Origin of the sequence: Citricoccus sp. (assembly GCF_032154715.1) — a bacterium.
Taxonomy (GTDB): domain Bacteria; phylum Actinomycetota; class Actinomycetes; order Actinomycetales; family Micrococcaceae; genus Citricoccus.
In genome coordinates this window covers 1-13,143 of record NZ_JALDXU010000092.1, presented here as the reverse complement: position 1 = coordinate 13,143, position 13,143 = coordinate 1, and the positions used below count along the sequence as shown (strand labels likewise).

The 13,143-nt window shown below is 65.0% G+C and carries 10 protein-coding genes; 4 read left to right on the top strand and 6 right to left on the bottom strand.

The features are described 5' to 3' along the window. Window positions 1-19: 19 nt before the first annotated feature. Window positions 20-166 (top strand): alpha/beta fold hydrolase, encoded by a 147-nt coding sequence (locus tag RUH65_RS15705; protein ID WP_396180245.1) that lies wholly within the window; start codon window positions 20-22, stop codon window positions 164-166. Between the two features lie 219 nt (window positions 167-385). Here the strand turns inward: RUH65_RS15705 and RUH65_RS12980 are convergent, their stop codons facing one another. From RUH65_RS12980 to RUH65_RS12965, 4 genes are all read right to left on the bottom strand, one after another. Beyond that, a complete protein-coding gene (locus tag RUH65_RS12980; RefSeq protein WP_313817961.1) occupies window positions 386-577 on the bottom strand; it encodes a hypothetical protein in 192 nt (63 codons plus the stop codon). 1,095 nt (window positions 578-1,672) lie between these two features. Further along, window positions 1,673-2,248, bottom strand: a complete 576-nt coding sequence (locus RUH65_RS12975; protein WP_313817960.1) for an SDR family NAD(P)-dependent oxidoreductase — start codon at window positions 2,246-2,248, stop codon at window positions 1,673-1,675. 8 nt (window positions 2,249-2,256) lie between these two features. Further along, window positions 2,257-2,571, bottom strand: a complete 315-nt coding sequence (locus RUH65_RS12970; RefSeq protein WP_313817958.1) for an SDR family NAD(P)-dependent oxidoreductase — start codon at window positions 2,569-2,571, stop codon at window positions 2,257-2,259. Between the two features lie 295 nt (window positions 2,572-2,866). Next, window positions 2,867-6,439, bottom strand: coding sequence for a S8 family serine peptidase (locus tag RUH65_RS12965; RefSeq protein ID WP_313817957.1), 3,573 nt, complete (start codon window positions 6,437-6,439; stop codon window positions 2,867-2,869). Between the two features lie 299 nt (window positions 6,440-6,738). On the opposite strand from RUH65_RS12965, the gene RUH65_RS12960 reads away from it, so the two are divergent. Then, window positions 6,739-7,737, top strand: a complete 999-nt coding sequence (locus RUH65_RS12960; protein ID WP_396180242.1) for a 3-methyladenine DNA glycosylase — start codon at window positions 6,739-6,741, stop codon at window positions 7,735-7,737. Then, window positions 7,734-8,816 (top strand): ElyC/SanA/YdcF family protein, encoded by a 1,083-nt coding sequence (locus RUH65_RS12955; protein ID WP_313817956.1) that lies wholly within the window; start codon window positions 7,734-7,736, stop codon window positions 8,814-8,816. The genes RUH65_RS12960 and RUH65_RS12955 overlap by 4 nt, the downstream gene beginning before the upstream one ends. Window positions 8,817-8,852: 36 nt before the next feature. Here RUH65_RS12955 and RUH65_RS12950 read toward each other — a convergent pair whose 3' ends face one another. Both RUH65_RS12950 and RUH65_RS12945 read right to left on the bottom strand, forming a co-directional pair. Further along, the gene (locus RUH65_RS12950) at window positions 8,853-9,542 is read right to left on the bottom strand and encodes a response regulator (protein WP_313817955.1); all 690 of its coding nucleotides are present in this window, start codon (window positions 9,540-9,542) and stop codon (window positions 8,853-8,855) included. A gap of 28 nt (window positions 9,543-9,570) precedes the next feature. Next, window positions 9,571-11,376 carry an ATP-binding protein gene (locus RUH65_RS12945; protein WP_313817953.1) on the bottom strand — a complete coding sequence of 602 codons (1,806 nt, stop codon included), beginning with the start codon at window positions 11,374-11,376 and terminating at the stop codon, window positions 9,571-9,573. A 215-nt stretch (window positions 11,377-11,591) separates the two neighbouring features. Between RUH65_RS12945 and RUH65_RS12940 the strand changes: the two genes are divergently transcribed. Beyond that, a complete protein-coding gene (locus tag RUH65_RS12940; RefSeq protein ID WP_313817952.1) occupies window positions 11,592-13,112 on the top strand; it encodes a CitMHS family transporter in 1,521 nt (506 codons plus the stop codon). Window positions 13,113-13,143: the final 31 nt, after the last annotated feature.

The following is a 13,143-nucleotide window of genomic DNA, read 5'->3' as shown; positions in this document are numbered from 1 at the left end:
GCCAGACTCTATCCCCGAGATGGCCGTGGTCCTGGTCGACCTCCTCGCTACGCTTGAAATCCTTAAGGCCGATTTCCTTGGATTCTCCATGGGTGGAGCTATAGTCCAGTATCTGGGATATAAATACCCGCAGCTCGTCCATAAACTTATCCTGGCTGGTACTTAATCCGGGATCGGCGAAGGTGTGGTGTTGCTGCCGCGGGAGGTCCTGGAGAGCGCGGGCGCAAATAATAACTAGTTGCCAACAGAGGAGGACATGATAAAACTTTTCTTCTTCCCCTCTGAGACCAGCCTCGCCCTCGGCCGTGTATGGTGGAAGCGAATCCACGAGCGCAACGTTGAAGGTGAACCCAGGAAGTCATATCTTACTGGAACTGGGGCTCAGTCACAGCTCGCTGCCATCTTCAAATTCACCACTGATACTCGCAACTTCGATCGTTTGGCAGACATCAAAGCCCCAGTCCTTGTCACCAACGGCCACACGGACATTATGTCGCCCACTGTAAACAGTTTCGTGTTGCAGCAGAGGATCCCTCATGCCCATCTGCATCTGTAGCCTGCCGCAGGGAACGGGCATCTCTTCCAGGTTCCTTAGCTTTACGCGAAGGAACTTGAGCTTTTCTTGAACAACTGAGTCTGTTAGTCTTACATCACATCCATTATAGCATTAGTTGGTGAATTGGTCGCGGCTGTCTACATGTCGAGAACTAAGGGCGTATAGTGTATAGGACGGTGCTAGTGAACCCTCAAGATTCTCGGAGAAAGTGGTGGGTGCAAGGATGTGCTGCTGAGTACCAAAAAAGAAAAAAAAAGTTTTGTTATGGTGGAATTGAACAATTTGAGCTCTTCTAGAATATCACTGTGTTGTAATTGTTTTTTGATATTCCGCACTCCGCAATGTCTGAGATAAAGCTGCAGAGACTGCTGATACAGCTTAGGCGGCCTGCTGCACACATTGAAACAACATATCCCTGGCTCCGTATTTGTCTAGTGGATATTGGTCACAGCTTAATTTCCAAATCTCACCCCCGAAATTCGCACTACAGACCGTACCGCCGCGTGCGAAATCAACATAATCTTGTCTTCGATGACAGCATACGTTAGGGTTCACATCAGCGTAATAAGACAGTATCAGCATTGCAAATGGCGCTCGAGCATCCCCCAGTATTAAACCTTAGCAAATTTATGTGGTAACTCAGCTGCTTCGAGCCTTGCAGGCTCAGCGCAGAGTAAGATATATAACATTCACGGTCTTATGAGTAATTAGGCGGTGATTTGTGTTTCAAGAACCGAATAAAGATAGAGGCAAAGCTTGAGAGCTCTATTATTCTCGATGATATTTTCAAACTTAAGACAGGAGACTACTTAGACAAAGAGGGGAACAAAAAGAGCTTAAAAAAAAGAATAGAGAAAACTTATGTCGCCTGAATATGTGTGTGAATATAAACCTCGAGTGAAGCGCCAGAAGTGAGCGTGAGTCACAAGGATGGACCACAAAAGAAGACACTTAACAAATGCTGCAATAAAACAGAAAAGAAAAGAAAAAAGGTTGGAGCGGACGCAATTAATTAGTCTTCTGGTGATCTTGTTCGGCTTACTCCGCTTCACGGATTTTCTTCGTAATATCCGGCATGTGAGCGACAGGAGGGAGCAACGTATCCTGTGTATAAAGTTAGCAAAATATATGGTACTGGTGCCCATGAAATGGCGGGAAACTACTTACCCATACAGTCGACCAGCCAAATGTTGAAGCCAGCCAAGTCATCAAAGCTCCTCCCCCTGACCAAAGGTGTTTCTTGGGGCTTGACCGAATTGCGTTATTGACCACGATCTCGGCATAAGAATTGACATCCGTAGCATTTTTATCCACCTCAGTTCCAGCCAATGCTGGCTCAATCACATCCTTTGCGGGGTAATAGAGGGAGTTCTCGGGTAGACGTGGTGCACTTCGAAGGTTGTCGAAGAACTTGGTCTTTATTGCACCAGTAGTTACGAGGATTGCGCGGACCCCCCAAGGAGAGAACTCGATACGCATCTGATCGGTTATGATAGCAACTGCAGCTTTGCTTGCATTGTAGTATCCCTGCCATGGGAATGGCATTTTGCCAAGCACTGACCCAATGTTGATAATCGTTCCTTTGGAGGAAATCAAAAGTGGCGCAAACGCCTGAGTGACAGTCACGACGGCGAAGACGTTAACATCAAACATATCCTTGGCGACTGAGACATCTGAGTCCAATAAAGGCATGCTATAACCTATCGAAGAGTCAGTGGCTTGCCACAAGTAAGATACTCTGAAGCCGTGAGACTACCTGCGCCCGAATTGTTGACCAGTATATCCAAATATCCGCCCGTCGCAGCCTTCACGGTTGACACTGCTTTCTGGATTGACTCTTCGTTGGTGACGTCTAATTGTAAAATATCGAGATCCATGTCCTTGAGATGTTGGATTTTGGCGGTGTTCCGAGCGCTGGCGAAAACTCGAAAGCCCTTCTTGTGAAAGGTCTTTGCAAGAGCGTCACCTATTCCACCTTCACTGCAACCTGTAATAAGAACAGTCTTCTGAGCCATGTTTGTAATGGATTATTGGGAGCGTAGTTCTTTGAAGGCTCAAAGCACAATTCGGTACTTGAACTGCAAGGGTCGGGAGATATATATAATATGCACAGAGTTCCTGGGCAATGCAAGTGAAATTTGTAGGAACCTTGGAAGGATTGAGCGTCTACCTACTCCAGGGCTCCTGGCGACCGAATGCATACCAAGCAATTCTTCCGTAGCTTAGCAATCATGCGCTCATCAGAATCTCCAATCAACCTTAGTGGAGCTCATTTCAATAGTAGAGACCAACCCATTTTAGGTGGCTGGGTCAGCCGCCGGTCACCTCAGCGGCGCGGGACAGCAGGGCCGCCACCTCACCGCGGGTGATCTGGTGGCCCGGACGGTAGTTGCCGTCCTTATAGGCGTTGGAGATCCCCTCTTCCGCCATCCAGACGATCGCCTCGTAGTGCGCGCTGGACTCCGGAACGTCCGGGAAGCCCTCGCCCTCCACGGTCCCGGGCTCCGGCCCGACGGTGCGGAACACGAAGGAGGCGAACTCGCCACGTGTCACCTCGTCGAACTGGCGGAACGTGCCGTCCTCGTAGCCAGTGGTGATCTCTTCGGCGTTGGCCCAGGAGATCGCCTCGAAGAACGTGCTGGACTCCGGGACGTCCGGGAACTCGGCCGGATCCGTCACCTCGGGTGAATCCATGTAGCGGTAGAGGAACGCCACGGACTCGCCACGGCCGATGTCCCGGTGCTTCTGGTACGTGTTGTTCTCGTAGCCCGTGGTGATTCCATCGCACTGCATCCAGCGCACGTAGTCGTAATACTGGGAGCCGGGTGCGTTGTCCGTGAAGTCCTCGGCCTCGCAGTCGGCCGGGCCCTCACCCACGGTCACGGTGACCGCGGTCCGGGAGCCGGGCGCCCACTCGATGGCGCCCTTCCAGGTGCCCGGAGTCAGGCCCTCCCACTCGACGGCAACCGGCGCCACCTCCTGGTTCTCCACGGCCAGCGGGTCCGGCGTGATGGTCAGGTTGCCGGAATCACCCTCGAGAACCACGGTCTCCATGGTGGCGGAGACCGAGGCACCGCCCGGTGAGGAGTACAGGTTCGAGACCGCGTAGTACGTCCCGGGCTCCGGGTCCGTCAGGACCAATTCCTCGGATCCGGCGGCCGTGGCCGCCTGGATCACCGGGGCACCAGGGGTGGGGGGGACCACGAACAGATCCCAATCGGACTGCTCGTCGCCCGCGTTGAGCGACCACGTCACCGAGGTGGTTCCTTCGGGGACCACGGTCGCCGTGACATGGTTGGAGGCGTTGTCCTCACCGAGCAGCGCTCCGGGAACCTTGGAGAACTCCTCGGTCTCGGCCAGGCCCAGTCCCTCGATCTCCGGCTCGAGGGCGCCGGTGATGCCGGACTCAAGCTCGGTCTCGGCGGCGCCGGACGTGCCTTCGCCCGTGATGGCATCCTCGGCGAGGACATCTACCGCGCGCACGGTCACCGGGGAGGTGACGGCGGCGGCCCCCGGACGGGTCCAGGTGAAGGACCCGTGGGCCCACTCGTCCGCGGCGGCGTCCGTGCGGGTCAGCGTGATCTCCACCGGCTGAGACTCGCCGGCCTCCAGAGACAGGGTGGACGGCTCGGCCGTCACCTCGTAGCCGGGCACGGAGCCGCTGGCGGCCCAGGTCCCGGTCTCGGTGGCCGTGACGGTGCGCGTCACGGTAGCCGAACCCAGCAGGTCGTTCACGGCGATCGAGGCCAGGTTGACGTCCCGACCGGTGGTCTCGCCCAGGATGAGGGCGTCCCACTGGCGGGCGTCAGCCTCGTAGACCAGCCCCGGTTCCACCATCGCGACCGGGTCGGCGGAGCCGGCGCCGGTGGCGAAGTTGTCCGCACTGGCCGAACCGTCGGCCTCCAGGATGTCACCGGCGGTGGTCATCATGGCCGACTTGATGGCCATCGGGGACCAATCCGGCTTCGCCGCGCTCATCAGGGCCGCCATGCCGGCCAGGTTCGGCGCCGCCATGGAGGTGCCGGACATCAGGCCATAGGAGTCGCCGTTGTACGCCGGGTCCAGCGGAGAGACGCCGGCCAGGACGTTGACGCCCGGGGCGGCGACGTCCGGCTTGAGCAGCTCGGAGTCCACCGCGGTGGACGGACCGCGCGAGGAGAACCCGGCGATCTGGGGTACCGGTACCGGGTCCAGTCCCGTGGTGTCTCCGGCCACGAGGGTCGCCGGCTGGTCTGTGGAAGCGACGAGCTCCTTGATGGACTCGTCCGACAGGTGCACGGTGGGCACCGCATGCAGGTCGGCGTCCTCGGAGCCGCCGCCGATGTTCACCAGGACCATGCCCACGCCGCCGGCGCGGTCCACTTCGGCGGACTTCATCACCCGGTCGTACTCGCCGCGGTCACAGACTACGATCTTGCCCTCGACCGCTGTCGGATCCAGGGTCTCGGGGCCGCAGAGCCGGATCGCGTCCGCGTCTCTGTCACCGGCGACCGGAAGGCCCACCTCGCTGGCCAGCACGATGTCTGCCGGCCCCACGCCCTCGGCCATGGAGGACACACCGCGGAACTTCGCCCCGTCCGGGAACTCCACAGTGCCGGACAGTTCATTGGAGAACGTCGAGGCGGCCACGGAGGTCAGCCAGGGAGCGGAGTGGTTCACGGTCTGGGCGGTGGGCCCGGAGTTGCCGGCGGAGGCGGAGACAAAGATTCCGGCCTCGGCGGCTGACTTGAAGGCCAGCGAGACGGGATCCACCACGGAGTTGTTCGATCCGGAGATCGAGTAGTTCAGTACGTCGACGCCATCGATGATGGCCTGCTCGATGGCCGCCACCGAGGCGGTCCCATAGCAGCCGCCCGTCTCCGGATCAGTGTCCTCCCAGCAGACCTTGTAGACGGAGACGGCGGCTGCGGGTGCCACGCCGGAACCTTCACCGTAGGAGTTGCCGCCGTTGAAGATCTGGTCCACGCCGTTGTTGCCCGCCGCCGTGGTGGCGGTGTGGGTGCCGTGCGAGGAGATGTCGAGAGGGGACAGCCGTTCCCGGGGGTCACGTTTCGTCTCGGGGACGAAAGTCTCGAAGTCCTCGGAGTAGTAGCGGGCGGAGAGCACCTTGGAGTTGCACTCCTCGCCGGAGAAGTCCTCCCCGACCTCGCAGTCTCCTCGGAAGGTGGTGCCATCGGCCTTGAGCATGGCGATCCGGCCGGCGGAGTCCACGTACGGTTCGCCGACCTGGGGTTCACCGGAGAGTGCCGGGACGGGTTCGCCGGCGAGCATCTCCTGCTCGGGGTAGTAACCGGTGTCGATCACACCGACCACGACGCCCTTGCCGGCAGCGTCCAGCCCGCCGTACTGGTTGTTCCAGGCACCCTGGGGCCCGGGCAGGCCCAGGAACTCGGTGGACGAGTAGTCCGGGGCATACTCCTCCACCTCGGAGACGGCCAGGACGCGATCATCCTTGGACAGCTCGCGTGCCTGCTCGGCGGTGAGGTCGGAGACGAAGGCGTTGAGTGCCGTGGTGAAGTGCTTGTCCACGGACAGCGACGCTGACGTGGCGACTTCCATCTGGCGCGCAGTGAGATGGCGGTCGTACTTCTGGACGGCGGCAGAATCCGTGTCCAAGGTGCCGTCCGTGGCCGCGGTGGCCGCGAAACCGTTGGTGCCACCCTGATAGGTGGCCACCGGATCCTCTTTCAGGATCACGAAGTAGCGGCCGTCCTTGTATTCCGCGCCAGCCTGCAGCGCCCGGTCGATCGAGGGATCCGAGCCGCCACCGGACGGGGCCGCGACGGCCGGCATGGCCGCGAGCGGCGTGGCCAGCAGGCCGATCCCCGCCAATGTGGCGGTCAGCGCCCGGCGTCGCCGAGCTATTTTGGGGTTCCTGGACATGAACCTCGCCTTTCCTCACCAAGGTGCGAACCGGGCACGGATGTGCCCGGCGAGTGATCTCCATGGTTGCAGCAGGAGGCTGCCACGGTGCTCGGCCGAGACGGGCACGAGACGGTGCGGAAGCCCCCTGTGAGAGCGGTGCGAGTGATGCGAACCACAGAGGTGGGATGACGGCAACCTACCCGAGCAGCACGGTCAACGGAAGGCCTGAAACAGACCTTTTACACGCGGGTATCTCACCTAACCCATCCACCTGCCGCCCACCTGCGCGGATCCGTCGGGAACCGTACGCTGGTGGGGTGCCCACTTCCCTCAGCACCCGCCCCGCCGACCCGTTGATCCCTGGTGGACTCCGGGTGCTCGCCGTGGACCGGTGGCAGGCCGCCGCCGCGGCCCACCGCCAGCGCATCACTGCCTACACGGCGCCCTTGAAGGACTTGCATTCCCGCGGCGTCCGGCATCCGGTCCACGACTTCTTGTTCTCCTACTATTCGCTCACCCCGGGCGCCCTCGAGCGCTGGCACCCCGGGGCCGGCGTTGTCCTGGCCGCGCCGGCCCGGCCGCACGACGACGGCCACGCGCCTCCCGCGGGCGGGCCCGCCTCCGCTGGTGGAGAGAAGTTCTACCGGTGGGTGGAGCCTGGCCCGGGGCTGCCCGACGGCGGCTGGACGGTGGATGTGCCCGCGTTCGCCGCACGCCGGGCCGCGATGGTCGAGTTCGCCGGGCGCATCCTCGGCCTGACGGCACAGCGGCCGGCTCGGCTGGCCTGCTTCGGCCTGCACGAGTGGGCCATGGCCTACCGCTCCGAGGTGCACGGGATCCGCCACTCCAGCGTGCCGCTGCGGCTGGGCCCGGACGGCACGAACCGGGTGGTCGAGGACCAGCGGATCGCCTGCTCGCACTTCGACGCCTTCCGCTTCTACGCCCCCGAGGCGGTGGCTCTGAACGAGCTGCAGCCCACGCGTGAGACGCAGGTGGGCCTGGAGCAGCCGGGGTGTCTGCACGCCAACATGGACGTCTACAAGTGGGCCTACAAACTGCTGCCGGCGGTCAGCTCGGACCTGGTGGCGGACTGCTTCGAACTCGCCTGGCGCATCCGGACCATGGACATGCGGGCGTCTCCTTACGAACTGGCCGACTGGGGGCTGGAGCCGATCCGGATCGAGACCCCCGAGGGCCGTGCCGAGTATGTGCGCCTGCAGCGCGGTTTCGCCGCGGAGGCCAATGTGCTGCGCGGCCGCCTGCTGGCGGAACTGGACACCGTGAGGGCCTTGGCCCCGGAGGCGGGCACGCCGTGATCAGCGCACTGCTCGCCCTGGGATGCTGGCTGCTGTACCGGAAGATGTGGCGCACCGAACCGCGACGACTGCGCGCCGCCGTCGTCCTGCTGGTGGGGGCCTGGCTCGCGTGGGGTGCCGTGGTGGAGGTCATCGGGTATTTCTCCCCCGAGGTGCAGTCACTGATCAGCCTGGTGCTCCTGGCGTTGCCGTTCTCCGTCCTCGTCCTGGCCGGATTCCTGATCCGCAACGGGGTCCAGATGGTGCGGCGAGAGGGCCGTAGCCTGGGCAACTTGCTCTCGATGCTGGCCGGGCTCGCCCTGCTGGTGCTGCCCGTGGCGGCTTTCCTCTTGGTCGCGACGCTGCACCCGGTGGGCATCGGCGCCGCTGCGTTGGCCTTCTTCGTCTCCGCCCAGGTCGGGCTGTCCTTCGTGACATTCCTGGTGTTCACGGTCCTGTATGCCCGGCGGGAGCCGCGCCCGGGGGCGGACGCCGTGGTGGTGCTGGGCTCCGGGCTCATCCAGGGGAAGGTGACCCCCTTGCTCGCCTCCCGACTGGATCGGGGGCACCAGGCATGGAAGGCTCAGTTGGCCCTGCTGGCGCCGGCCAGTCCGGATTCCGGGCCGGCCGCGGCAGCACCCGATCGCGGAGTGCCCCTCATTCCCTCCGGCGGGCAGGGTCCGGACGAACCGCGCCCGGAGGCGGCCGCCATGGCCGATTACCTCGTGGACCACGGGGCGCCGCCGGAACTGATCCTCCCGGAGGAGCGCTCACGCACCACGGAGGAGAACCTGCGCCTCTCGAGGGAGATCGCCGACGGTGCCCTGCCGCCAGGCGCCCGGCCCGGACACCTGCTGGTGGCCACGAACGAGTATCACGCACCGAGGGCGGCCCTGATCTCCCGGCGGATCGGCGTGGACGCGGACGTGGTGGGCGGCAGCACAGCCGACTACTACGTGCCCAGCGCCTACCTGCGCGAGTTCTTGGCCGTCATGGTGATGAACAAGCGCACCCAGATCCTGCTCGCCATCCCGGGGCTCCTGCTCTCGGCGGGCCTCACCGCACTGGTGGTGATGTACCAGCTCAACGCCGGCGGCTGATAATGCCGCCTCGCTACTGCCAGAGTCCACGCCGGTTCACGGCGTCAGGGGGCCGTAGCGGTGTTCCGGCCGTCCGCGGGCCCCGTAGCGCAGCCCGAGGTTGACCTGCCCCGTCTGCGCCAGATGGGAGAGGTACCGCTGAGCGGTGGCGCGCGAGATCCCGACGGCCTCGGCCACCTCCATCACGGTGAGGTCACCCGTGGCCGCGGTGACGGCCTCCAGCACAGACTGCTCGGTGGTCGCCGCGGCGGACGCCGGAGCCTGCTCGGACTCCACCAGCAGCACGCGGCGGGCCCGGTCGATCCCGACCTGGTCATGGGTGCCGCCCGCCAGCAACCGGCGGTACCGCGCATAGGCCCGCAGCCGGTCCGCGAGCGCCTTCTCGGCAAACGGCTTCACCAGGTAGGCCAAGGCCCCGCGCCGCAGGGCCGTCCGGACCGACTCGCCCTCCCCGGACGCGCTGAGCACGAAGGCGTCCACGTCCAGCACGCTCAGCAGATCCAGCCCGGAGACATGGGGCAGGTAGAGGTCCAGCAGCACCAGGTCCGGCCGGGTCTCCGCCACAGTGCGGGCCACCACGCGGGCATCGTTCACGGGCGGCAGCGACGTGAAGCCGGCCACCGCGTCCACATAGGCGGCGTGCATGGACGCCACCCGGAAGTCGTCGTCCACCACGAGGACCCGAAAGTCCGGCCCGAGGGCGGTCTCGTTCTCCTGTGCCGTCATCAGTGACCTTTCATCCTCGTCGCGTTCATCATGGTCCTCCGACCGGCTCGGTGCCGGCCAGGACCCCCGGCAGCCGCGCGCAGAACACCGCGCCGGACCCCATGTCCGCTTCACGTCCACCGCCGCGCCCGCTGCCTCCAGGATCGGCCAGCCATACGTCCCCGCCCCGCTGGCGCGCCAGCCGCCGGGCCAGGGACAGCCCGACGCCGTGCCCGTGTGCCTCGTGCTCCCCGCCGTCCCGGGTGGTGGCACCCGGAGCGAAGACGTCCAGGCCCGTCGGCACGCCGTTGCCGGAATCCGCCACCGCCAGGTGCAGGGTGTCCCCCTCCCCCAGCAGGTCGACCTCGACCCACGGGACGGCGGATGCTCGACCGGCTGTACCGGCGGCGCCAGCCCGAACGCCTGCACCGGCTGTGCCAGCCAGACCGGCAGTGCCAGTCAGACCGGTGTCATGGCCTTCCAGCGCCGCGCGCACGGCGTTGTCCACCAGGTTGCCGAGCACCGCCGTCGCATCCTGGGGGTCCACCACGGTCTGCCAGAACGACGTCTCCGGACCCACCCGCAGCTCCACGCCGAGCTCGTGGGCCTGCACGCCCTTGGCGCCCACGAAGGCCCGCAGGAACGTGTCCTGCACGGCCTCGATCCGCGGCACGGGGTCCTTCACGGGGCCGGACTCGATGACCTGGTGCAGGAACTCCTGCGCCGCCTCCAGTTGGCCGGCCGCCAGCAGGCCGGAGAGCGCGTGGAGGCGGTTGGCGAACTCGTGCCGCTGGGCGCGCAGGGCCGAGGCCATGGTCTCCACAGCGTCCAGCCGGCTGCCGAGCGCCTCCACCGCCGTGGTGTCCTTCAGCATGACCACCCCGCCCAGATCGACGCCGTCCCGGTGCACGGGCACCACGGAGGCGATCATCGAGGACTCACCCACGGCCAACCGCAGGCCGGTGGCCGATGCCCCGGACTGCAGGGCTCCTGCGACCGCCTCCGTCAGCGCGTCCGGCAGACCGGACTCGTCATAGCGGCGGCCCACCACGTCGCCCGGCTCGGTTCGGTGCGGCAGGTCCAGCAGCAGGCGGGCCGCCTTGTTGCGGACCGTGATGATCCCCTCCGGGCTGACGCCGATCACGCCGTCCTGCACCCCGTAGAGCACGGCCGCCTGGTCCCGCGCGGAGGCGGCGATCTCGTCCGGTTCCAGTCCCAGGGTCAGGCGCCGCAACCGTCGCTTGAGGTACACGGCGGACAGCAGGGCAAGGCCGAGCCCCACCACCCCGACGACGGCCACGGACACCGCGGCCTGGCGCACGTCCGCGGAGACGGCGGCCACGCCGACACCCACGCTGATCTCCCCCACCACGCGCGTTCCGTCGGCGGACCAGACGGGCACCTTGGCCCGCACCGACTCTCCGAGGGTGCCGCGTTCGGTCGAGGTGTCCTCCACCCCGCGCAGGGCCACCGGGTCGGTGCTGACCCGCTGGCCGATGAGGTCCGGGTTGGGGTGGACCAGTCGTAGCCCGCGGTCTTCGGTGGCGATGACGAACAGGGCCCCGGTCCTCTCGCGCACCCCCTCGAGGGTGGCCTGCAGGGGACCGCCGGCGAGTTGCACCGGGTCCAGGGTCTCGAGTTCCGCCTGGGCGGCGACCAGCTCACGGACGTCCGGGATGGAGGCTACGGACCGGGCGATGCCGAGGGCCTGCTGTTCCGCCTGATCGTGGATCCGCTGGGCCGTCAGCCACACGATGGCCAGCAGGCAGATCACCAGCGTGCCGGCCACGGCGGCGAGCACCAGGGCCGTCATGCGCCCGGAGAAGGTCCCCCGAAGGGGCCGCTGCTCATCCATGCCCGTCAGTCTAGGGTCCGGCGGCTCGCGGAGAACGCGCCGGACAGTCGTGAGCACAATGCACACAATGCGCCGAACGGGTTCTTCGCCCCCTTTCGAGCACAACCGCTTTCCGTGGCCCGGGTCACCGTAGGGTGACTGCAATCTGCGGGCCCCCGTGGTCCCCGTCACACGCCCCGGTGAAAGCCGGCACCCCTCTCGAACCAGGAGAACCCATGCTCGTCCTGCTGGGCTTCGCGATGGTGGCCACCTTCATGGCCCTCATCATGACGAAGCGGATGACGCCCCTGTTGGCACTGATCCTCGTCCCCACGATCTTCGGCCTGTTCACCGGCGCCGGGCTCGGCCTGGGGGACATGATCCTCGAGGCCATCGGCCAGATGGCCCCCACAGCAGCGCTGCTGATGTTCGCCATCGCCTATTTCGGCATCATGATCGACGTCGGCCTCTTCGACAAGCTGGTCAACTGGATCGTCCGGGTGGTCGGCCACGACCCGGCCAAGGTGGTCATGGGCACCGCCCTGCTGACCGCCGTCATCTCCCTCGACGGGGACGGGTCCACCACCTTCATCGTGGTCACCGCGGCCCTGTTGCCGGTCTACCATCGCCTGGGCCTCAGCCCCGTGGTCCTGACCTGTGTGGCGGGCCTGACCAACGGCACCCTGAACATCGTTCCGTGGGGCGGCCCCACCGTGCGCGCCGCCGCCGCGCTGAACGTGGACGCCGGCGACATCTTCGTGCCCATGATCCCCTCCATGGCGGTCGGCCTCGCCGTGGTCTTCGCCTTCGCCTGGTTCCTGGGCCTGTCCGAACGTCGCCGGCTGCGGCGCGAGGACCCGCTGCGGTGGAGCGGCAAGGATTCCCTGGCGGTCGCGGACCTCGACGGCGGCCCGGCCGGCTCCGCGGACGCGTCCGGCTCCGGCCGCGGCGGTCGACCGGACAACGGCCCCGGCCGCCACGGAGGCTCATCCGGCGACCCGCTGCCCACCGGGACCTCGGGCGCCTCAGGCTCCCGGGCCGGCGTCGCGCTCCTCGAGCGGACCGCTGCAGATGCGGACAGGTCCGACGGGCCAGACATGTCCAACACTGCCCTGGACCCGGACCGCGACACCCTGCGGCCGAAGCTGCTGTGGTTCAACCTCTCGCTGACCGCCGTGATCATGGTGCTGCTGGTGATGCATGTCGTGCCGCTGGCCTACCTGTTCATGATCGGCACCGCGATCGCCCTGCTGGTGAACTTCCCGAACGTCAAGAAGCAGGCCGAGGTCCTCGGAAACCACTCCTCGTCGATCGTCGCCGTGGTGTCCATGGTGTTCGCCGCCGCCGTACTGACGGGGGTGCTCACCGGCACCGGCATGGTGGACGCGATGTCCAGCTGGCTCGTGGACGTCATCCCGGACTCGATGGGCCCGTTCCTTGCGGTGCTCACCGGCATCATCTCCATCCCGGCCACGTTCTTCATGAGCAACGACGCGTTCTACTTCGGCATCCTGCCCGTGCTGGCCGAGACCGGAGCACACTACGGGATCCCGGCCGTGGACATGGCCCGGGCCTCCATCACCGGCCAGCCCGTGCACATGCAGTCACCACTCGTGCCGGCGATCCTGCTCTTGGTCTCCATGGCCAAGGTGGACCTGGGTGACCACCACAAGAAGGTGCTGTGGCGCGCCTGCATCGTGTCTCTGGTCATGCTGGCCTCGGGCGTGCTGTTCGGGGTCATCGGCATCTACAACTGACCTCCCCTCCGCTTTGCGGGCAGTAGTGGTG